This window comes from Leptolyngbya sp. FACHB-8 (genome assembly GCF_014695575.1).
Classification (GTDB): domain Bacteria; phylum Cyanobacteriota; class Cyanobacteriia; order Elainellales; family Elainellaceae; genus Vacuolonema.
Genome location: NZ_JACJOO010000050.1, coordinates 137,061 through 158,166, shown reverse-complemented (window position 1 = coordinate 158,166; position 21,106 = coordinate 137,061). Strand labels below are relative to the sequence as shown.

Below are 21,106 nucleotides of genomic sequence, written 5' to 3'. Positions count from 1 at the left end.
AATGGTGTGTGGGACGCGTAGCGTCCCACACACCATTCTGCGCAGCTTTATATAGAAACGGTATCAGTCAGGTTTGAGACTCAGTAAGTGGGTGTAATCAAATATAAAAAAAACAGCGCTGATTTTTTATATTTGATTGAGTTGAGCGATTGATATGCCCTGTTTTGAACGTATGGTTAGTGTAGTGAAAAGGGCAAGGTGCATCCCACTTTTGTAAGTGATGCGGGCGAAGCCCGCATCACTTACAAAAGTGGGTTTCTAAATCTGCAAAAGTGGGATGCACCCAAAGGGCATGACGTATCCTGCCATCACATCCAAGAGCTACATGATGCTAAGCCAGATTGAAACACTGGAGCAACTGACGGAGTTGCAACCGTTTGAGGGAGTTGAACCATTGGCGATCGCCCCCTTTCAACACCATGCTCCTGATGCCCACTGGGTCGTTCATACCCAACATCGGATGCAAGCTCGTGCATCCCTCTGGTGGCAACAGACCCCACACTATCCCGAGCACCGTTTAGGGGTCATCGGTCACTATGCCGCCTGTGATGAAGCCACAGGGGTGCTCGTGTTGCAGAAGGCGATCGCTGAACTTCAGGCTCAGGGCTGCACTCTCATCGTCGGCCCGATGGATGGTAATACCTGGCGGCGATATCGATGGGTGAGCGATCGCGGGACTGAACCCCCCTTTTTTCTAGAGCCCGATAACCCCGACGAATGGAACCAGCATTTTCTTGCCGCTGGCTTCCAAGCCTTTGCTACCTACAGTTCCGCCCTCAATGCTGATCTGACCCAGCGAGATGAACGAATGGTAGCTGTCGGAGACCGGTTGAAGCAGCAAGGGGTCAGGGTACGATCGCTCGACCTCAATCACTTTGAAATTGAGCTTCAGCGCATCTTTCACCTTTCTCTTACCAGCTTTCAACAAAACCTGCTCTACAGCCCCATTTCAGAGGCCGAATTCCTGGCTCAATACACCCCCATCAAACCCTACATACAGCCGGATTTAGTCTTGCTAGCTGAACAGGACGATGCTCTCATCGGCTACCTATTCGCTATTCCTGACCTCGCACAAGCGAAACGGGGAGAAGCGATCACCACGGCCATTATTAAAACGGTTGCGGTACTGCCAGGGCGAACTCGTGCCGGGTTAGGGGGGTATCTGGTAGATCAGGGGCAGGCGATCGCGCAAAGCTTGGGCTACACTCGCGTCATTCACGCCCTCATGCACGACAGCAACACCTCCCGCAATATCAGTGGGCGCTTTGCGCAAACGATTCGTCGCTATACCCTATACGGCTTCCACGAACAACACAGCTAAATGGAGCAGGATTGACGCATGCTTTTTGTGAGAGGGCGCTTAGCGCCCTCTCACAAAAAGCAACTGCGGAGAGCGCCCTGCAATGCGTCAGGTCGCTTCTGCTGGTTGCGGTTGTTGGGCTAAAGCGCCCTCATCCTCCGATTGATTAAGCTCCGTCAAGAAGCGTAGGGCTTCGGCCATAAAGCGGGCGCAATCGTAAGGAGAAACTTCATAGAAAGCACTCCAGGCATTGGCTTTACGCTCATCGTAGCGATCGCCATCCTCGGGATGCTGATCCAACCAGGCTAGGCGCACCGCATGACCGATAAACACATCCAGCACAATCGATTGCTCAATCTGGAAGTCAGGGTTTTGCTCAAATAGCGCTGCCAGCTCCATCAGAGCTTCAATATTGATCTGGCGGTATTCCGGAGCCTGAATTTTGTTCAGCAGGTGTTCCACGCGCAGGGCAAATTTCTTCTCACCGGGGGTCATTTCCAGGGTAAGTTCCTGTTCCAATCGGTTGCGGCGATCGAGTTTATCCCCAATCACCAGGCCACCACAATGCTTCAGGACTTGCCATACTTTTGGATAAAAGTTCTTGGGAACCCGGTTGAGGGAGCCTTCCCGCTGGCGCTTTTGTCGCCAACTGCTGATGTCTGTAGGAATAGTCGCCTCCGCCTCGGAGGTCACAACCCATTGAACATCCTGCTGCTGTCGCGCCGTCAGGGATTCTTGTTGTACCAGCATTTGGTTTATGGTTTCGTATCCTGCCAGCACCTTGTAAAGGCGAGACTTCACCTCGAAGGGGCTGAGTTGCATCAGGTGCTCGTAGGCCTCGTCCTGGGTAACGTTAAGTTCCTGGGCCAGGTCGCTGGTGATGAGCAGAATCAGGTAGCCGACGCGCAGCGTCAGGAAACCGCGGAAGAGGTGGGGGTCGGTCTTAATCAGGATGCTCAGGTAAACGAGGATTTCCTGGGTGAGGGGGCGATCGCGGATATCCTGCCGCACGAACTCCTCAATCTTGTTGACGATTTCCACCGTGGACATGGGATCGGTGATCAGCGAATTCTCGCTGTAAGACTTGCCCACAGCAATCTGTTTCTGCCGCACCAGAATATCCGTAACAGCATCGGACAAGTTCACATCGACTTTGCGCAGCAAACCGGCCGCCCGCCGAATCACAGCCCACAGACGCAACTGGCTGGCTTTGAGGTAAACCTCCTGCAATAGGTTGCCAACTGTCACCTTTTTGCCCGGTCCACCAAAGCCCGTGTCAAAGGAGAGGCTTTCCAGACGCAGCAACGCTTCTAACACTTCGATTTGTTCGTACAGGTTGACCGATCGCCGCAACCGCTCCAGCAAAGAAGCGGGGTCGGTTTCCAGCTCCAGCGTAAATTCCTGAGAAAGGGTTAGTTGCTGAGTGGAATCTGGGAAGAAGGGTAGGTAATAGGGCTGCTTACGGGCATCGGAGAGGGGAGATTGGGGGAACTCGAAATCGTGGATAAAGTCAATACGCTCCATCCCCGACATCAGGAGCAATTCCTGCAAACGGCCCAGACGTACCGGCACATTGCCACACTTGCCACCCTGCATCTCCTTAAACAGTTCCAGCAGCGAAGACTGGTCCTGCATCATGTCGTGGGTGAGCAGCAGGGTCATAGTAGGACGGCCTAACTGATTCCAATGTCGCCAAATGTAGGCCAACTCGCCTCGAATTTGATCCACTAAGAAGTGGTAATCGAAGGTGAGGTAGAACTGAGACTGATCCAGAAAAGAGGGAAGGACGGCGATGGTTTCGCCCCGCACCCGGAAGATACGCGACGTGGTGAGGCCACGTAAACGCCGGATCGGGCGACCGCTAAGATTTAACTTGTCGTTGCGCCCAATCTGTTCGTAGACCTGCGATAGCTCCTTGGAGCGACGGATTTGCACAGGAGCGACCTGGCTGGGCGTTTGGGTCGCAATCCCAAAGGCTGCCAGTTGAGCCTGAAGTTCCTCATCTTCTGCCAGCAGGCATACTTGCACCTGGGGCCGGGGAGACTGGCCTAACTTCAAATGTCGGCTTAGGGGATCAAGGTCACCCGGCGCGATCCAGCCATCCTGCAATAAGCGTCCCAGCAAATAGAGGCTCTGTGCCCACACCAGGGGGATGTTGTCATTGGGGAGCCGGGTTTGACTGTGAGGGGTAGCCCGTTCAGCGGCGATCGCCTCTTCCGGCACATAGTACAACTCAGGCAACAACTTGTGCCCCCCCTGCTCAACGCGCAAGGCATCCAGGCGCAGACGATAATCTTCAGCTTGGGTGCGATCGCCTCGAAACAATGAATTCAGCAGCAAATAGGTGAAAAATAGCGGCCACTCACACTCGATGTGCTCAAACTTTTTGAGTTCTGTTGGCTCATAGTGCAGCCGTGTGATGTCTTCCAGTACGGTCTGGTGCCCATCCCGCAAGAACCGCTTGCAGCCATAATGGCCCTGAAGCTTGCTAACAATTTGCTGATGGGTGCGTTCTACCAGGGTTAAGTCTTCTACCGCAAAGGCCGGAAAGCCAATCACGCTCAGTACCGCCGCATCCACTTCTTTAGAAGCCGATTCCCTGGGGAGCAGAGATTCCAACGTCATCCGGGCTCGGGCGATTTCATCTGGCAGCACATGGATGACGGACGCCTGGCTACCCCGTACACCAAATAAATCCAACCCACTGATGGCTTCTAGTGCCGCTTTTGCCATACCAACAGAACTGGCGTTCAGCTCCGGGTTGCCGTGGTTAATTTTCTCGCCTCGCTCCCAAATGCCGTAATCCGGTGTCCGGTAAGCCCGGCCGATATAATAGACAAGGTTTTGAATAAAGTTGACCTCGTCCAGGGTATAGACGATGGGCAAGCCCGATGCCGTCATTTGGGCCAGGATCAGAATATAGATAGATGTGGCATCCAGTTGCAGATGCCCCCATTCGGTATCATCTACCACGGTGTCGCCTGTTTTCAGGTCATACTTTGCGTGGAGCGCATCCAGGGGGTGTTGTGTCTGCTTAAATTTTTCGACCTTGGGGGCCTGTCGCATCATGGCAAACAGCAAGCCCCGCATCAACTTTACGACGCTGTGCTCCAGTTCATAGGCTCGGCCATCATCGATCCCTGCTTTGCGATAGGCCAGAGCCAATCCCCATACTGCCAAAATGCTATAGACGTTATCCCGCACCCAAGCGTCCGTGTAGTTGCCATGGACGGTAACAGCGGTACTGGCTGGGATCAACCCAGAAATTGGGTTCTGGCGCGCCAGAATAATGTCTTTAATTTCCTGGTAGTAATGGTTTAGCGGCTCAGGGGTCAGCGTAGGGAGCATAGAGATTGCCTTAGCAGTTGATTGCGATAATAGCGTGTTCAGCTGTACCAGCCCAATGGCTGGGGCCGATTTTTGAGCAGGACCTTTTTCATGGAGCTGAGCCATGCTCAGGACAGCTCTGAGACGAATACAGAGCTACATTCCTCGCTCTGCATCCGGAAGTTCTGAGAATTTCAGGTATTCCTCATATCCAGAGTTCCCTGTTGAGCTTTACGAGGATAAGTCCAATCTCTCATGCTGCTGAGGGTCTACCTTCTCGCACCTGCTCTAAACCTGATGGCTTAAAGCAACCTCAGTTCGGGATAAGCTGAAGTGCTCATTTTGGCGTGCGCAAAGCGCACTCGAAAACGCCCTTAACCCGAACTCAGGTTAAAGCATTTCATTGGGAGAGGTACAGATTAGCCATACCTTCTACAAAATCTGAGTTTTATTTTGTACGAGATATTAAAACTAAACAGATGGAATACATAGCGTATTTAAGGGAATTTGCTCTTTCGCAAGACTGCTTGGAGTGCTGAGGGATACAGAATGCTAGTTTTCACGGTTTACAAATTTATCCCGGTCCTTGAGGGTGTGAGTTGGAACAATACAATACAGCTCCAAAGGGCTGAAATTGCTCGTTGAAGCTATCGCAGAAATAGAATTAGGCCGTAGGATTACAGTAGACAACCGTTGCATTTTCAGCAGTATCGCCACATGCTTAGCTGGCAGGGCAATAACGGCTCAACTTGCTCTTCGTTTCACCGTTTTATCTTCATCGCGACATCGTATAGCGGTTGGCAATCAGATATGTATCTGCCAGTTGTGTGAGTAGGGTAGGCAGACCGATGGGAAGACCAGACAATCAACATGAATTGGCACTGGGGCAGGCAGGTGCAGGTGCCCCCGTGCCGGCAGTAGAAAATACTGTGGCGATAGGATCTGGGGCTATGCGCTCCAAATCCTGGAAATGGATATTGGTGGGGCTGAACCTTTGTGCCCTACTGAGTGGAGTGGCGGCCGCCGCCTTTCTCTGGTTGATGGCCTTGCCTCCTGCTCCGGAGTGCGACAAGCTATCATCTCTTTCCCCAGACATTGATCGGCTTTCCTGTGCAGAGGTTGCGGTGCAATCGGGAGAGCTGGATGATTTGCTGAGCGGGTTGGCTTTACTCGAAGCCTGGACGCCCGATCGCCCTTTATATCAAGAGGCCCAACGGCTCAAAAACGACTGGTCACAGCAGTTGCTCTACCGGGCCCGGCGGCACATGAGTGAAGGTCGACTGGATGATGCCCGCCGTTTGGTGAAGCAGATTCCTCGCTCTACCCCGGCCTATGCTGAAGGCCAGGAAATCGTTGGCCAGTGGGAAAACCTTTGGAAGAAAGGCCAGACCATTGCCACCCAAATTCAAGCAGATCTCAAAGCCCAAAATTGGGGGGCAGCTTCCGCTGGAATTCGTGAGTTAGAGCAGATTCCTCATCCTTATTGGCGATCGCAACAATCTATCCAGTTCTCTCAACGCGTCTGGCAGGAGCGCAAAGACCGTAAGCTGCAGCAGGATGTGCTAAAGCAAGCCCGCTCTGGCCGACCTGAAGATCTGGCAAAGGCGATGACCGTGGCCAGCCAGATGCACTCCAATAGCTTTGCTCAACAGGAAATTCAACCTCTGCTGAACGAGTGGAGCATTGTCTTGCTGGAGACGGGGCGGCAGCACTGGAAGGATGGCACGATGGATCAGGCGATCGCTCTGGCCCAACAGGCTAAAGTGAACCCAGCCCTGGCCAAGCATGCAGATCACCTGATTCGTCTGAGTGAAGCGCGCAAACTGGCCTTAGCCAGCAACACCAATTGGGAAACCGCCCCACAGGATGTTTATCGGCTAGAGGAAGCGATCGCCGCGGCTCAAACCATCCCCTCCGATAGCCGCTTTTATGCCCAGGCCCGAGACAGCATAACGAGTTGGGGCCAGCAGGTAAATGACCTCAAGCGCTTGCAAATGGCTCAGTTAATGGCCAATCTGGGAACGATAGAAACCTATCGGGCGGCGATCGCCCAGGCTGAAACGATTGGCCCCAAGCATATGCGCCGTCGTCAGGCTCAAACCTTAGCGGCCCATTGGCGGCGGGAAATTGAGCGAATCGAGGATGGCAGTATTCTGGTACGGGCGCGGCAGTTGGCCCAGCCGGGAACGATTCAAGCCTGGCGGAAGGCGATCGCAGAAGCCGCTCAGATCCCGATGGGTCGTGCGCTACGGGGAGAAGCCCAGGCGCTGATGTATGAATGGACTGCTCAGATTCAAAGCATCGAAGACGAACCCCTGCTGACTCTAGCGAGAACTCAGGCCCGTCAGGGTAAGCTTCAAGATGCCATCCGTACGGCATCGGCTATTCAACCCGGTCGATTTCTTCATCGCACTGCCCAGGCGTCAGTCCGCGAATGGCAGAGACAGATTCAACAAGCTGAACTTCGTCGTCGCCGTGCTGTGGAAGCACAACGAGCCCGCGCTTCTGAGCCTGACAGCGAGACACCTTCCGGTAAAGATCCTGCCCTGTCAGCTCCAGAGCCTGCCCCAGCAGCTCCAGAGCCCGCTGAAACCCCTCGTACCTTCAGGCAACCAGCCCCTCGGCGAGCAGAGCCGTCCGCTCGGCGAGTCAATCGGGCTCCTCGTCGGGCAGAGCCGGCTTCTCCTGCAGCGGCTCCGGCTCCGCCTGCCCCTCGAGAGCTGGTGCAACCCCTATACGCTCCTATGCAAGCACCAGCGGAACCGGCTCCACCTGCGGCGACAGAACCGGCTCCCCCGGAGCCTGCTGCGATTCCGGCTTCACCTTAGGTGGAGTAACTGGGCAATCAGGGCAATAGTTCGGCAGGATAGATTGGAGGTTCCCCTCCAATCTATAGAAACTATTTTTTAGGCTATGTTGAGGGGATATAACCCCCTCAACATAGCCTGGACAGGCCACTAGGCGAGAACCGCTATATAAAATGAGGCTGTGTAAGATCTCGTCACCGCACCGCTGTAATGAATTCTTTCTTTCGTAGTGTTTCCGGTTCCCTGCTCGGCATTCTGGCTCTGATATTACTGGTATTGGGCCTCAATTCCTTCATTATCATCAACCCGGGTGAAGCAGGCGTTCTCAGTATCCTCGGTAAGGCTCAAGATGGCCCCTTACTGGAGGGCCTGCACCTCAAGCCACCCCTCATTTCCCGTATCGACGTTTACGACGTGACGGTACAGAAGTTTGAAGTGCCCGGCCAAAGCTCGACCAAAGACTTGCAATATCTCTCCGCCCAATTTGCTATTAACTTCCGCCTCGATCCCGAACGAGTGGTAGACATTCGGCGTAAACAGGGCAGCCTGCAAAACATCGTTTCAAAGGTAATCGCTCCCCAAACCCAGGAAGCTTTTAAGATTGCTGCGGCCAAACGCACCGCTGAAGAATCCATCACGTTGCGGGAGGAACTGAAGCAGGATTTTGACTCAGCATTGGGCGATCGCCTCCAAAAGTACGGCATCATCGTCCTCGACACCAGCGTCATCGATCTGCAATTCTCCGACGAGTTTGCCCATGCTGTTGAGGAAAAGCAAATTGCTGAACAACGGGCCCAACGCGCCGTTTACATCGCCCAACAAGCTCAGCAAGAAGCTCAAGCCGAGATCAACCGGGCACAAGGTAAGGCAGAAGCTCAGCGGTTACTGGCCGAAACGTTGAAGGCGGCTGGAGGCCAATTAGTCTTACAGAAGGAAGCGATTGAAGCTTGGCGTGAAGGCGGCTCTCAAATGCCTAAGGTGCTAATTATGGGCGATAAAGGCGGTACTGTTCCGTTTTTGTTTAATTTGAGTGGGTTGGACAACCAGGAGTAAAGTTGGTGGGGCGATCGCCCAGCCCCAACACTTATTTTTTGCCGCTCTGCGATAAAACAATGGTTCTAGTACTTTGTCAAGGAGTTTTTGAGGGGTCTACGGCCCCTCAAAAACTCCTCAAATTTCATGTTCAAGTGTAGGGTTACTCCACATTTGGACATTGACAGACCACTAGGTTTTGCTTTTAGAAAGTTGCAAGACGTCATGCCTGCTGGTGAGTTTAGCCTGCGAGTTGGGCGATCGCCCTCACCAACTCCTCCGGTTTCTGCACGAGTAGATCGGGTTGAACCTCTGCCAGTGCCTGTCCAGAATTAAATCCCCAACCCACTGCAATAACCTTAATCTGAGTTTTGCGGGCAGCCTCCACATCCCGCGTCTCATCTCCGACATAAATAATGGATTCTCGGGGAACAGGGTATTCTTTCAGTAATTGATTAATCACCCGCGCTTTACCAAACAACGTCACCCCTGTACGCACAAACTGAAACAGCTCTATTAGGTGATGCTGTTTTATAAAAAAGCTGACATTGTCATGGCTATTCGACGTCACAATCCCCAAGGCGTAGCCAGTGGCGTGGAGTTGCAACAATGCTTCTCGGATACCGGGAAACGGCTTGATCTGTGAGATGTCGTGATTCATCTCTACCTGCAAGCGGCGCAAGAAGTAGGGCAGTTTGTAAATGGGGATATTAGCTCGACGGATGATTTCCCGAGGGCTAAGATTTTGAAATTCTTTAACATCTTCTGAGGTAATGGGTTTTAGGCCAAACTCCTGAGCTAGCCGATGGCTAACGGCCAGAATCGTCTCAAACGAATCCGCAATCGTTCCATCAAAATCAAAAATAATAGTGTTCACAGACGCAGCACATGCAGATGGCAGTATTACGGATTTCAACCCATGGGACAACGGGACCATTCGCTACGATGAAAAGGTACGAACAGAACAGCGGTTTCCTGAGAGTATATTTGAAAAGTTGATTTTTTCTGGTCTTTGCCCATGAAGAATCAACATTGCCAGTTCTTTTCACAACACCCTTAATATCACCCTTAATATAAATATGGCTTGAGGCGCAGCATTATGTTTGAAAGTTTACGGGTTGGTACGCTATTTAACATTCCTATCTACATTAATCCCTCCTGGTTCCTGGTGCTGGGGCTGGTGACCTGGAGCGATGCCCAATGGCTGGTCTACCAGTTTCCGCAGTTGGAGATGTGGGCCTGGGCCCTGGGCCTGGTGACAGCGCTGCTGTTGTTTGCCTCAGTGCTGGCTCATGAGCTGGGGCATAGTCTGATTGCGCTCCGTCAGGGTACAGAGGTGAAATCCATTACCTTATTTATCTTTGGCGGGCTGGCGAGTTTAGGGGATGAAGCGAAGACTCCAGGCGAGTCCTTTCGGGTGGCGATCGCCGGCCCCCTCGTCAGTTTCAGCCTATTTGGGATTTTGAATGCGATCGGCTACTTCAGCCCCATTAGTGGGCCTCTGGCCGCAATGCTGGCTCTGCTCGCTTCTGTCAACCTGGCCCTCGGTATCTTCAATCTGATTCCTGGCCTGCCGTTGGATGGGGGCAACGTCCTCAAAGCACTGGTCTGGAAGATCACGGGCAAGCCCTATCGTGGATTGGCCTTTGCCAGCCGGGTCGGCCAGGTCTTTGGTTGGATTGGTGTATCTCTGGGGCTGGCTTCGGTGCTGGGCCTGAGCAATATTGGTAGCGTGTGGACGTTGCTGGTGGGCTGGTTTCTGCTGCAAAATGCCGGGCAGTCGGCTCAAGCCGCGAATGTGCAAAAACTGATGAGTAACCTGACCGCAGCGGATGCTGTTGTCCCGAATAGCCCGCTGGTGAAAGCTTCGGAGTCTCTCCGTGAACTGGCAAACAACCACATTATTGGGAATCCAGTGCAGTGGAAAAAGTATCTGGTTACGGACGACGAGGGCAAGTTGACGGGTGAGATTACCGTCGAAGCGATGAACAAAGTTCCCACGAATGATTGGTGGGACATTACGGTACAAAACCTGTTACAACCGCCCTCGGTCGCGACTATTGCGGCAGCAACCCCTCTGCTTGAGGTAATCAATCACCTGGAAGAAGCTAATTCAACGCTGGGTGTTGTGCAAGAAGATGGAACCCTGTTGGGGCTGCTGGAAAAAAGTTCAGTGATTCAGCGGTTACAGCAAGAATCTGTGGCAGAAGCCCAGTCCTAGTTAGAATCCTTGTTTCACTAAGTACTAGCAGTTGTATGGGTGGATAGGAGCGGGTTTAGGAGATTATCTCGGCTGTGCTTTAACCTTCGACCTCTGTGCTCTACCGTCTGTCATATTCATTTCGCCTTGGAACAATAACTCAATAAACCTGTGAGCGATATCGTCCAAATTACGGTTAAACTTTTTGCTGCCTACCAGGAAGCCTATGGAGTTCCGGAGCTATCCCTGGACTTCCCCGTGGGAACGACTGCTGCGGCTGTACGCGATCGCCTGCTCCAGGAGCACCCCGAACTGGAAGCCCTCCGTGACGTGACCCGCTTTGGCGTCAACCTCGACTTTGTTGACCCTGACACGTCGTTGCAGGATGGTGATGAAGTGGTATTGATTCCCCCCGTGAGTGGAGGCTAAGTGTGAACTACGAAATTCCAGTGCATTTGCTAGGGCCATTGCAGGCGATCGCTCAAAACACAGGTCTTTCCCTTGAGGACGTGATGGAGAAGGCGATCGCTTTCTACCTCAACCGCTTCTCCTCCCTGCCCCCCTCCATGTCTGCTGGGTTAAGTTACGAAGACCTGGAGAGCGAACCCGACGAGATTCTATCGGATTTTCTGGATGTTGGGTCGAGCCGTGTCTTGCCCACCATACCCAGCTCCACCGATCCGGACTTTTCCGTAACAAAACGTCCCCCAACCTACGAGTCAGAGGACGATGATGAACCCTACGAAATTTTGCCAGGCTTCTTAGAGCCCTAGCAGCGCCATGGCATAACTTGCGGATCGACCATCCGCTAAGTTCTGCCTAAACCAAGGATTAGCCAGGAGCTTACCCCAGAGAGGGTAGAGCCGCATTGCCCATACCACGAGGGAAGCTAGGCAGGTCAATGTGGGTAACGCGACGGTTGCGAACGGCGAGGCGATAGCTAACGCTCTGCAACTCGGCGTGGAGGCGACGGTTTTCTTGCTGAATCAGAGCGACTTTCTCCTTAATGGGAGCAATACGCTCTGCAAACTTTTGGCGGTAGACGTTGGGCATTTCTTGAACGACTTGCTCCAGCATGCGGGAGCGATCGCCCAATTCCCGGACGGTCTGGCGCAGTTGATGAATTTCAGAATCGCGAGACGCAATTTGCTCCTGATAGAAGCCGACCTGCTGCTCTACACCCTGTAACTGTTCACGCAGAATCCGCACTTCTTCCGCCGATTCTGCCGAAGCTTGCGCCGTCGTGGGCGCTACAGCTTTTCCTTTTACCAATCGAAAGAGTTCCTGCGACAGTTGTTGTACCAACTGATCGCGAACGTGTAATTCGTCCCGCAGGCGGGCCACTTCAGCCTGAAGCTCAGCAAAGGTCATAGGGGTTGACACGGTCACGATACGACTCCAATTCCAATGGGTTCAACGATGTTTTCTTCCCAGCGCCGGGGCGGGCTCGCTCGACGAATTTCTCGCCAAATAGCGGTTGCTGCCAATGTACCATCTGCCACGGCAATAGACACCTGATTGAGCCCTTGCTTTAGGTCGCCGAGGGCAAAGATCCGGGGGTGAGAGGTGCGGCACATGGAATCGGTGACCAAATTACCGCCTTGACGCTCCAGATCAATCTCACTCAGGTAATGACTATGGTGCTGGGAGCCCATAGCCACCAGGCCAGTTTCGAGTTCCACTAGAGTACCATCGACTAGCTCCACACCGGATAGTTGATGGTTCTGCCCCAGGAACCGTTTGATCGGTTGTTCATACAAAGGATAACCATGCTCTTTGAGTTTGTGGCGCATTTCTTCGCTAACTTCACAAAGACCATGGGTAAACACCGAAATATAGGGGGTAAACCAGTTCATCACGAAGGCCGTGTTGATATTTCCTTCGGAATTAACAAAGAGGCCCGCCTTCAGGTCGTTCATCTCATAGCCATCGCAAATCATGCAAACGTGCAGGGTATAGCCCGCATAGTCGTAGACGTTCTGCATGTCTGCTAAGTGGGGCAGATGGTCAATCAACCCACTGGCGGCAATTAAGTACTTAGAGCGAAAGACGGGGTAAAGGCTATCCGTTTTGCCAACTTTTACCTTCACTGCAAAAGTTTCACCCTCATCGCTCACCTGCTCCACAAAGCCCCGCAAATGGTCAGCTCCCAGCTCCACAATGCGGTCTTGACCGTGCTGCAACAAATCGCGCCCAGGAGTATCGGGAGGCAATCCCAGATAGTTCCGCAGATCTTGCATCCAGAAGGAGCGCCCACGCCCTTTTTCAATCACCAGGCAATTTAAGTTGTAGCGTTGGAGGTAAAGCGCGGCTGAAAGCCCTCCTGCACCCCCACCAACAATAATCACGTCATAGAGAAAATGCTGGCGTTCGGTGAGGTTTTTCTTGGACAGTTTCATGGAAAGATCCAGTTGCGAACAAAAAAGCTGCTAGCTCTATTGTGGCTAACAGCTTAGTGAAAGATCCGTCACTCGAGTGATCTTTTTTTACAGGACTTCAGGATTTGTAATCCATGGCAATGGCTTTGAAGGTTGGATGGTCGAACGTGCATCCGACCCATCACAACCTTCTCGACAAACTATTAAGCCTGAGCTGCAGCAGGTTCAGCTGCTTCAGTTTCCGGTTTAATAGTGAGATAGCGAATCACTTCTTCACTCAAACGCATGGCCCGCTCCATGGAGGAAACCGCAGATCCAGCTGCCGCATAGTTCATCTGGATGTAGATTCCTTCCCGGTGACGCTTGATTTCGTAAGCCAAGCGACGGCGACCCCGATGGGTAACTTCAATGTCGGTTGCGCCTTGCTCTTTCAGGAAGTTCTGGTATTTTGTGATTGCTTGCTCAACTTGCTCATCCCCCATATCAGGACGGAGGATATACATGGTTTCGTAATTCATCCAGTGGTCTCCTTGTGGACAAATGGCTTCTGCGTTACAGAAGCAAGGATCTTTAATACTATCATTTTCTTGATTATTAAACCGAGATAATTTCTATGGCACAACGCTATGTGCGGGTGCAAACCCCATCGGGACAACTGCGCTATGGCTTACTCTTATTGGATCGAAAGGTTCAACTCCTGGATGCTCCCCCCTGGCTTAAAGGGCAAGCGACAGATCTGGAATTGAACCCCGAGGACTACCAAATTTTGTCCCCGTGCGCGCCCTCCAAGATTGTGGCCGTAGGTAAAAACTACATTAAGCATGCAGCCGAGATGGGTACAGAAGCTCCGGCCGAGCCGTTGCTATTCCTCAAGCCAACCACTACGATTCTGCCGCCCGATGCGCCGATCCTTTATCCGCCGCAATCGCAACGGGTTGATTATGAAGGGGAGTTGGCTTTAGTGATTGGCGATCGCTGCACCGACATCTCTCCCGAAGAAGCCCAGTCAAAAATCTGGGGCTACACCATTGCTAACGATGTCACCGCCCGAGATCTTCAGAAGAAAGATGGGCAATGGACGCGCGCGAAGGGTTTTGATACCTTTTGCCCTCTTGGTCCCTGGGTTGTGCGGGAGATTAGCTCGGCGGCGATGCTTCAGACCTTTATTAACGATGACCCTAACCCCGTCCAATCGGCTCCTATCAGTGAGATGACCTTTTCTCCCGAAGTGCTGGTGTCTTACATCAGCCAGGTGATGACGCTGCTACCCGGGGATGTGGTGCTGACCGGGACGCCGCAAGGAATCGGGGCATTGAACGTGGGCGATCGCGTCCGAGTTGAAATCGAAGGCATTGGCTGTCTGGAAAATCCTGTTGAATCGAGGGTAGCCCAAGAAAAAACGAAGATTGGGTAACTCAGAGCTTGTACCAAACCCCAGAACCCTTATTTTTCGTCGTGTTACGAAAAATAAGGGTTCTGGGGTTTGGTTTTAGAGAGAAAGACGTGAGGTGACGGATTTCCCTTGCTTATAACAACGATGGGGTGTGGCACACTTGCCACACCCCACTGCATCTAGTCAATGCGCCCAGCGCTATAAAGACACAATATATTTCGCTTTTTCTCCTGCTGTTCAAGCCGGTCGCTATGGCCGTCTTGAATCGTTAGAAGCGATCGCCCTACACCGATGACCTTACGGATTGCGAATCGCCAATTTTAGCGGTTAGGAGTTCGACGTACTACCTAACCTTGGGTGATCAGAAAATCTAGTACTTCCTCTAAAGTCTTGAAGACGCCGACAGGATGCTTTCCATGCAACCGACCTAATGCATAGCCACTCCCATTATCTGCGCCTCCCAGCAACTGATAGCCAGCGCTGGCTGCAATCTCTAAAACCCTCTCAAGGGTAGTCATTGTTATTGAGTCTCCTTATCTGTACCTGAGTATCCTAATCAAATCGTTTCTGCCTCCAATTTTGAATATTTACCCAGGCATATTTTTTTGCCGGGTTTTACCCAAGGGATCGCTGCAAGAGTCTTTCTAAAGGGGTATGGCAATGCTCCCTATGGCTGTACTTGCTTCTTTGAGCAGACTGCGAAAGGTTCCTTTTGATTAATTTCGATCTGGGATAAGCGGCAGTACGTATTCTTGTGTACGCTGCGCTCGTAGGAATGGGCGTTGTCGAGTGCTGCGTGACGCGTGGCACTCGACAACGCGCTTAACCCGAACTGTGGTTAAGCCCGAACGGCTGTAAAAAGCAGCGCTGGGTGCCAAAACGTCAGGGCAGTGTTTTTCAATAACAGAAGAGGTAAGGATCGCGTATTTATTAACCTGTAATTCTTGTGAGAGGGGCGGCTTTGCCGCCCCTCTCACAAGAATTACAGGTTATTTTGTTCGTGATCCTAAGCGAGTGTATACGTTCCCTTACCTCTTCTGTTATTGAATCGAAGGGGCCGTTGCGATCGCCCCTGCCGCTTTCCGGATTAGCTCCTTATCGGCTTCTGACCAGGGCCGGACGGATTGGCAGTGATGGGCCAGTAATAGCCCCCATAACCCTTGATTGGTCACAATGGGCGCTACCAGATTGGCGCGTACTCGCATGCTCCGCAGATAGCCGCGGTGGCAGTCTTGAATGGGCTCGGTTTCGATGTCAGCGATCGCCCGTACGCGGCCACCCAGATACAGCGCTGCATACTCTCCGTTAAAGCATTGGTCTGGTCCGGTACAGCCAATAATTGAGTATTCTTCAGAACTTAAGGCTTCAAAGGTAACCCGGCCTTCCCAGTGACGGTAGAAGTAATACAGCACAACCCGGTCAACCTGAAAGGAGTTTTGTAGGGAGTGCGTCATCTGTTGAACGAGGGCGTCGCGCGATAGGCTGCTGCTTAGGCGATCGAGCACCCTCTTGAGACTGCGATGGTAGGGTTCTACCAGTTCTGGGTTAGGTGGGTATTCAGGGGAAATGGACATCTTGCGTCAATCGTTGGCCTGCTTCGTATGGAAGCAGTGGGTTGATGAGTTGATGCGTACCAGGATGCATACACGATCAACGGTGTCAGGATACCTTAAAGTCTGTTCCCACCAGACAGGCTCCAGATAGATTTGTGCCCTCGACTAAAGCATCAGCCAGGGCTGCACAAAGCAGATTTGCTTGGCTTAAATTGGCCCCCGACAGATTGGCCTGACGTAGATTGGCTTCCTCCAGGTTAGTGTTGATGAGCTGCGCCCCTTGCAGGTCTGCCTGGGCCAGGTTGGCTCCCTCCAAGTTGGCACTGTTCAGAATTGCCCCTCGCAAGTCAGCACCACGCAAATCTGCCCCTTGAAGGTTGGCACCGCTGAGGTTCGCTCCACTTAAGAAGGCCCCTGCCATGCCAGCCTGTACTAAATTGACCTGCATCAAATTAGCTCCTCGGAGGTTAGCCCCCCGCAGATCCGTTTCAGACAGATCAGATTGAACGAGCCGCGCTCCCTGGAAAGTGGCACGCAGGTCGGCTCCAACCATGCGACAACCACTCAAGTTGGTTCCGTCCAGGCAAGCCCCATTGAGCTGGGCCTGGCGCAGATCAGCCCCACATAAGTTGGCCCCTGCCAGATTGACGTTTTTGAGGTCAGCTTCGACTAAATCCTCGTCTTCCAAATTGGCTCCGGCCAGTTGCTTCAGTTTTCCGGTACGAAGGGCGACGAGATCCATAGGTTTTAGAGATGTCTGTTAAAAACGATTGAATGGTTTGTAGGCAATGCGTACCAATTGCTTAAAGCGGGTTGGCTGGCATCGGAGATGGGGGCGCGAGCAAGTCTTCATCCGAGTGAGAGTCAAGGAGCCAGAGTCCAGAGGCCACTTGGGGCATGGATACCGAAAGGCTCAAACCCTGCTGAAGAGCACTGACGAGCAGGGTCAGGGCTTCCATCAGTTTGGGATCCCAACGGTGATTGGTTTCGGCTTCGCAGGCGGCGAGGACAGCCGCGTAGGCTTCAGGGGTAGCATTGGGTAGGGCACCAACATGCTCTCCGTCTCTACGGATTGCTCCCATTTGTGACAGGCGTTGTTGGAAGCAAGACACCAATCCTAAAATTCGCGACTCTAAAGGAATTTCATCTCCTGATAGCCTGGCTGGGAAACCAGAACCATCCCAGGCTTCACCCATGTGATTCAGGATGGTGGCGATCGCCTTCATTCGGTTCATGCGGCGTAGCATCTGCGTACCAGGGATGAGCGGACAGCACAAGGGCTTCACCTCAGCCTCTGACTGGCCTGCATCAGAAGGGGCAGAAGGTAAAGGTAATTCCGTAGAGGACAGAGACGCAATCCGATGGAGTAGCCCTGCCAGGCGCAGGCGATTCAATTGCCAGGCGGGAAGGTCGAGGAGTTGCCCGAGAGTTTCGGCCAGAGTTGCAACCTCGGCAGCCGCCATCGGGTTCTTCAGGTCTGTCTGGTCAATCAGTTGAGCAATCCGCAGAAAAGCCTGAAGCTCATTGGAAATAAGGTTTTTGTCTAACCGGAAAGGATAGGCGTCAAACCCCATGGAATCGTGCTGGAACAGCCCTTCCTGGCTGGTCTGCATATAGTGCACAACCCGCGTCACAATATCCCCAATATGATTGGAGTTGGGCAGCCCATCCGAATGGTCGCTGGCCTCAATGTTGGCCAGGTGTGCCCGCAGGCGATCGGCGAGTTCGGTGTTGTAGCGACTGATATGGGCGATCGCAATATTGGCCGCTGCATGGACAAGGGATGGATCAAACGTCCACAGTCCGTAAAACTTGCGCTCCAGGTCATGTTGAGGCATGCCCGCAGCACCGTAATCTTCATCCGATAGTTCCTGACACAGCACCATGGCTGTGTACTCGGGTCCAACGATGATTAAGTGCCATTCCTGAGTGACGGGGTCGCCATCGTCCAGACCGACTAGCGACACGTTGGGAAGCTGGCCCGTGGGGTGATCCTGGAACCCGGCATCGGGGGACGCCATGATGGTGACGTGGCGCGATCGCTGAGCAATGTCTTGATAGCGCTCCGCTTCTTGCAGGTACCACTTGCCGCGCTGGAAAGCCGTAATCAGCAGGGGGGCGTCCTCCTGCTCTAATACAGCATCTTCTAGAGCGTGACATAGGGCCACCAGGGTGTTTTTGAAATACACGCCTAGGCTGAGCGATCGCCCGGTGTCCCCGATGGCGAAGCTTTCCTTAAGTTTGTGGAGAATGGATCCCGGTAACATTCGGCACCGTTAAGGAGTTTATATGAGTTCTATTAATACCATCTATCTTTACAGAGGAGGAAGAATCAAGCCAGGGTTCGCCAAAGTTTTTTAGATATAGCCAGTATCCATTCAGCAACACCCATAAAAGAGGGGGGAGGTGTGGAACACCTCCCCCCTCTTTTATGGATACTGGATAAACCTACACCGATGATTGTTGGCGCTGGTAGAGCGACCAGTAAAGCCCTTTATTGTTCAGTAAAGAATCATGGGTGCCTCGTTCTACAACGATGCCATCTTCCATTACAAGGATGAGATCAGCGCGCTTTAAGGGAGCGAAGCGGTGGGCAATCAGAAACACGGTTCGGTTCTGAGATACCTGTTGCAGGTTTGCCAGTACTTGCTGCTCCGTCTCTGCATCCAGGTTGCTGGTGGATTCGTCGAGAATGATCAAGGGGGCATCCGACAGGAACATGCGGGCCAGGGTAATGCGCTGGCGCTGTCCGCCCGAAAGAGCGGTTCCCCGTTCTCCCACGTTTGTTTCGTAGCCATGGGGCAGGTCGCAAATGAAGTCATGGGCGACGGCTAACCGGGCAGCTTCCACAACATCCTCAGCACGCGCATCCGGATTTCCTAAGGTGATGTTTTCGAGAATGGTACCGTTGAACAAAAAATCTTCCTGTAGCACCACGGCAATTTGAGGCCGCAATGAGGAAAGGTCGGCACTCTTGATATCGAAACCATCCACTAAAATGCGTCCACTCTCCGGTAAATAAAGCCGTTGAATTAGCTTGGATAGCGTGCTTTTGCCGGAGCCACTGCGTCCAACAATGCCCACAAACATACCGGGCTGCACATCAAAGGAAACCCCCCGCAAAATGGGCTCCTGCTCGCTGTGGTAACGGAAGAACACCTGATCAAAGCCGACTTGACCCTGAAGTTTTGGCAACACTAACCCGGTGCCTGGTTCTGTCTCAGGGGCCGTATTGAGGATGTCGCCAATGCGATCGACCGCCAGCAGCACTTCTTGCAAGGTTTGCCAGAGCTGAACGAGACGCAACAATGGCCCTGTAACTCGACCCGAAAGCATTTGAAATGCCACCAGTTGCCCAATCGTTAGCTCTTGTTTAATGACCAGACGGGCACCGACCCAGAGAATCAGGAGAGCGGAGAAGCTGGTGAGAAAATCTCCCAGATGGTTGCTGATGTTAGCGGTAGTGGTTGCACGGAAGCCGGTGCGAACGAATCGGGCATAGAGCCCTTCCCAGCGATCGCGCGCCGGTTTCTCTGCTGCATGAGCCTTCACGGAGTGAATCCCAGTCATGGTTTCTACCAGGAAGGCCTGACTATCTGCACTACGGTTAAAGGTTTCGTTCAACCAGTTGCGCAAAACGGGTGTACTGACCAGGGTGAGGATGGCGAATAGTGGCAACACTGCCAGGGCTACGCCCGTGAGGAGCAGGTTGTAGTAGGCCATCATCCCCAGGTACACCACGGAGAAAATGCTATCCAGAATGACAGTAAGGGCCGTGCTGGTCAGGAATTGGCGGATCTGCTCCAACTCCTGCACCCGTGCTACGGTATCCCCAACTCGCCGCGCCTCAAAATAGGACAGGGGTAGCCGCAGCAAATGCCGGAATAGCTGCGCTGACAGCGCCATGTCCAGCCGATTGGTGGTGTGGGTGAAGATAAACATCCGCAGCATCCCCAACACCGCCTCAAAGGTGGCGATGAAGAGGAGCGCAACCCCCATCACATCCAGGGTGGGGATGCTTTCTTGCACCATCACCTTGTCGATGATGACCTGAGTAATCACCGGAGTTCCCAACCCCAGCAATTGCAGGGTTGTGGATGCAATCAGGACTTCCGTCAGCAAGTTGCGGTATTTCCAGATCGCAGGCAGGAACCACTTGAGGTTGAATTTCTCCTGCTTCTGAACCAGGTCGGCCTGCCAGAGTTGACCATCCCAGGCAGGTTCTACCAGATCACGTGGTAGGCTTTCGCAGGTGCGGTTAGAACTGAGGGGGTCGCTGACGAGAAGGCGATCGCCCCGCATTCCATAGGCCACTACCCAATGCTGCTGATTCCATTGCATCAACACCGGGTAGTTGAGGTTTCGCAGGTCACTCCACTCTGTAATCACCAGGCGACGTAGCTGAATTCCTAGCTTTTCGGCACCGTCTGCAACGTGCTTAGGCTTGTTGCCGCGTAACTGACGCTGTACCCATTCCAGTTGGGTGGGAACATCCAGGTGCTGGGCCAGCATGGTGAGGCTGGCAGCGGCAGTGTTGACCCCTGCTACAAAGGGATAGCCCGTGACCGGTTGAGGTGCCGTGGAGAAATTGGGTTGGTAGCGCGATCGCACCCCGACCCAAAACTGCTGAACGTCTCCCTGAGACAAGTCTTTCCAGAGTGTTGAGGGCCAGGCCAGTACCAACACGTTTTTGCTAGCCGCCCGGGCTTTCCAACTATCCATCAATTGGGGATAGTCGCCAAACCAATCCCCCGACTTCAGAAGTTGGGGTTTGCCCTCATCGGGCACCAGCCGAACATTGCCATCCAACAGCAAAAACTGCTCGCCTGGGCTCTGGGTTGACCAGATCACATCTCCCAGGCGGAATTGTCGGGGTGTAGCCTGCTGCTTGACCTGAAGCTGCTGCTCTGGCGTGAGCCAGCATAGAGGGGCCTGATCCCAGGGGATTTGAGTGGAATACTCGGTGCTAATCATTGACAGATGCTAGGGGGGACTGGCAAAAGGGCATGGGTCGTGGATGGGCGTCCACAATAGTCTTAGAAATGCCCCAGGGCTTGGTTTAAGACTGCCGAAGTTTTTTGTGCGAAGCGCACGAAAAATAACTTTTAAAGCAGGC

The 21,106-nt window shown here is 53.0% G+C and carries 17 protein-coding genes; 7 read left to right on the top strand and 10 right to left on the bottom strand.

The genetic code is table 11. From position 1 onward, the window contains the following. The first annotated feature begins 292 nt into the window (after positions 1 to 292). A complete protein-coding gene (locus H6F91_RS11865) occupies positions 293 to 1,321 on the top strand; it encodes a GNAT family N-acetyltransferase (RefSeq protein ID WP_199307774.1) in 1,029 nt (342 codons plus the stop codon). An 87-nt stretch (positions 1,322 to 1,408) separates the two neighbouring features. On the opposite strand, the gene H6F91_RS11860 is transcribed toward H6F91_RS11865, so the two are convergent. Then, entirely contained in the window at positions 1,409 to 4,648 is a 3,240-nt protein-coding gene (locus H6F91_RS11860) for a glycoside hydrolase family 15 protein (RefSeq protein WP_190772356.1), read from the bottom strand. Positions 4,649 to 5,475: 827 nt separating this feature from the next. Here H6F91_RS11860 and H6F91_RS11855 point away from each other — a divergent pair. Continuing rightward, positions 5,476 to 7,455, top strand: a complete 1,980-nt coding sequence (locus H6F91_RS11855; RefSeq protein WP_190772348.1) for a hypothetical protein — start codon at positions 5,476 to 5,478, stop codon at positions 7,453 to 7,455. A 189-nt stretch (positions 7,456 to 7,644) separates the two neighbouring features. Then, on the top strand, positions 7,645 to 8,487 hold the full coding sequence (locus H6F91_RS11850) for a prohibitin family protein (protein ID WP_190772347.1): 843 nt from the start codon (positions 7,645 to 7,647) through the stop codon (positions 8,485 to 8,487). Positions 8,488 to 8,707: 220 nt separating this feature from the next. Here H6F91_RS11850 and H6F91_RS11845 read toward each other — a convergent pair whose 3' ends face one another. Continuing rightward, positions 8,708 to 9,343 (bottom strand): HAD hydrolase-like protein, encoded by a 636-nt coding sequence (locus H6F91_RS11845; protein WP_190772346.1) that lies wholly within the window; start codon positions 9,341 to 9,343, stop codon positions 8,708 to 8,710. A gap of 222 nt (positions 9,344 to 9,565) precedes the next feature. Here H6F91_RS11845 and H6F91_RS11840 point away from each other — a divergent pair, with 222 nt between their 5' ends. The 3 genes from H6F91_RS11840 (at position 9,566) to H6F91_RS11830 (ending at position 11,439) form a co-directional block, all read left to right on the top strand. Further along, positions 9,566 to 10,687 carry a site-2 protease family protein gene (locus tag H6F91_RS11840; RefSeq protein ID WP_190772345.1) on the top strand — a complete coding sequence of 374 codons (1,122 nt, stop codon included), beginning with the start codon at positions 9,566 to 9,568 and terminating at the stop codon, positions 10,685 to 10,687. Between the two features lie 150 nt (positions 10,688 to 10,837). Beyond that, positions 10,838 to 11,095: a molybdopterin converting factor subunit 1 gene (moaD, locus tag H6F91_RS11835; RefSeq protein WP_190772344.1), complete on the top strand. Its 258-nt coding sequence runs from the start codon at positions 10,838 to 10,840 to the stop codon at positions 11,093 to 11,095. Between the two features lie 2 nt (positions 11,096 to 11,097). Continuing rightward, on the top strand, positions 11,098 to 11,439 hold the full coding sequence (locus tag H6F91_RS11830; protein WP_190772343.1) for a hypothetical protein: 342 nt from the start codon (positions 11,098 to 11,100) through the stop codon (positions 11,437 to 11,439). 70 nt (positions 11,440 to 11,509) lie between these two features. Here the strand turns inward: H6F91_RS11830 and H6F91_RS11825 are convergent, their stop codons facing one another. From H6F91_RS11825 to rpsF, 3 genes are all read right to left on the bottom strand, one after another. Beyond that, the gene (locus H6F91_RS11825) at positions 11,510 to 12,037 is read right to left on the bottom strand and encodes an Npun_F5560 family protein (RefSeq protein ID WP_190772355.1); all 528 of its coding nucleotides are present in this window, start codon (positions 12,035 to 12,037) and stop codon (positions 11,510 to 11,512) included. 14 nt (positions 12,038 to 12,051) lie between these two features. After that, the gene (locus H6F91_RS11820; RefSeq protein ID WP_190772342.1) at positions 12,052 to 13,065 is read right to left on the bottom strand and encodes an NAD(P)/FAD-dependent oxidoreductase; all 1,014 of its coding nucleotides are present in this window, start codon (positions 13,063 to 13,065) and stop codon (positions 12,052 to 12,054) included. Positions 13,066 to 13,247: 182 nt separating this feature from the next. Further along, positions 13,248 to 13,562: a 30S ribosomal protein S6 gene (gene rpsF, locus H6F91_RS11815; protein ID WP_190772341.1), complete on the bottom strand. Its 315-nt coding sequence runs from the start codon at positions 13,560 to 13,562 to the stop codon at positions 13,248 to 13,250. Positions 13,563 to 13,657: 95 nt separating this feature from the next. On the opposite strand from rpsF, the gene H6F91_RS11810 reads away from it, so the two are divergent. Further along, a complete protein-coding gene (locus H6F91_RS11810; RefSeq protein WP_190772340.1) occupies positions 13,658 to 14,458 on the top strand; it encodes a fumarylacetoacetate hydrolase family protein in 801 nt (266 codons plus the stop codon). A gap of 326 nt (positions 14,459 to 14,784) precedes the next feature. On the opposite strand, the gene H6F91_RS11805 is transcribed toward H6F91_RS11810, so the two are convergent. From H6F91_RS11805 to H6F91_RS11785, 5 genes are all read right to left on the bottom strand, one after another. After that, a complete protein-coding gene (locus H6F91_RS11805; RefSeq protein ID WP_190772339.1) occupies positions 14,785 to 14,955 on the bottom strand; it encodes a hypothetical protein in 171 nt (56 codons plus the stop codon). Between the two features lie 522 nt (positions 14,956 to 15,477). Next, positions 15,478 to 16,011: a GAF domain-containing protein gene (locus tag H6F91_RS11800; protein WP_190772338.1), complete on the bottom strand. Its 534-nt coding sequence runs from the start codon at positions 16,009 to 16,011 to the stop codon at positions 15,478 to 15,480. An 85-nt stretch (positions 16,012 to 16,096) separates the two neighbouring features. After that, positions 16,097 to 16,732, bottom strand: a complete 636-nt coding sequence (locus H6F91_RS11795; protein ID WP_190772337.1) for a pentapeptide repeat-containing protein — start codon at positions 16,730 to 16,732, stop codon at positions 16,097 to 16,099. 61 nt (positions 16,733 to 16,793) lie between these two features. Continuing rightward, positions 16,794 to 18,257 (bottom strand): DICT sensory domain-containing protein, encoded by a 1,464-nt coding sequence (locus H6F91_RS11790; protein WP_190772336.1) that lies wholly within the window; start codon positions 18,255 to 18,257, stop codon positions 16,794 to 16,796. 181 nt (positions 18,258 to 18,438) lie between these two features. Further along, positions 18,439 to 20,964 (bottom strand): type I secretion system permease/ATPase, encoded by a 2,526-nt coding sequence (locus H6F91_RS11785; protein ID WP_190772335.1) that lies wholly within the window; start codon positions 20,962 to 20,964, stop codon positions 18,439 to 18,441. Positions 20,965 to 21,106: the final 142 nt, after the last annotated feature.

Bases quoted from the DNA above. Each gene is read 5' to 3' on its own strand.
- H6F91_RS11865 (WP_199307774.1), top strand. From the start codon at position 293: ATGACGTATCCTGCCATCACATCCAAGAGCTACATGATGCTAAGCCAG.
- H6F91_RS11860 (WP_190772356.1), bottom strand. From the start codon at position 4,648: ATGCTCCCTACGCTGACCCCTGAGCCGCTAAACCATTACTACCAGGAA.
- H6F91_RS11855 (WP_190772348.1), top strand. From the start codon at position 5,476: ATGGGAAGACCAGACAATCAACATGAATTGGCACTGGGGCAGGCAGGT.
- H6F91_RS11850 (WP_190772347.1), top strand. From the start codon at position 7,645: ATGAATTCTTTCTTTCGTAGTGTTTCCGGTTCCCTGCTCGGCATTCTG.
- H6F91_RS11840 (WP_190772345.1), top strand. From the start codon at position 9,566: ATGTTTGAAAGTTTACGGGTTGGTACGCTATTTAACATTCCTATCTAC.
- H6F91_RS11825 (WP_190772355.1), bottom strand. From the start codon at position 12,037: ATGACCTTTGCTGAGCTTCAGGCTGAAGTGGCCCGCCTGCGGGACGAA.
- H6F91_RS11820 (WP_190772342.1), bottom strand. From the start codon at position 13,065: ATGAAACTGTCCAAGAAAAACCTCACCGAACGCCAGCATTTTCTCTAT.
- rpsF (WP_190772341.1), bottom strand. From the start codon at position 13,562: ATGAATTACGAAACCATGTATATCCTCCGTCCTGATATGGGGGATGAG.
- H6F91_RS11810 (WP_190772340.1), top strand. From the start codon at position 13,658: ATGGCACAACGCTATGTGCGGGTGCAAACCCCATCGGGACAACTGCGC.
- H6F91_RS11805 (WP_190772339.1), bottom strand. From the start codon at position 14,955: ATGACTACCCTTGAGAGGGTTTTAGAGATTGCAGCCAGCGCTGGCTAT.
- H6F91_RS11800 (WP_190772338.1), bottom strand. From the start codon at position 16,011: ATGTCCATTTCCCCTGAATACCCACCTAACCCAGAACTGGTAGAACCC.
- H6F91_RS11795 (WP_190772337.1), bottom strand. From the start codon at position 16,732: ATGGATCTCGTCGCCCTTCGTACCGGAAAACTGAAGCAACTGGCCGGA.
- H6F91_RS11790 (WP_190772336.1), bottom strand. From the start codon at position 18,257: ATGTTACCGGGATCCATTCTCCACAAACTTAAGGAAAGCTTCGCCATC.
- H6F91_RS11785 (WP_190772335.1), bottom strand. From the start codon at position 20,964: ATGATTAGCACCGAGTATTCCACTCAAATCCCCTGGGATCAGGCCCCT.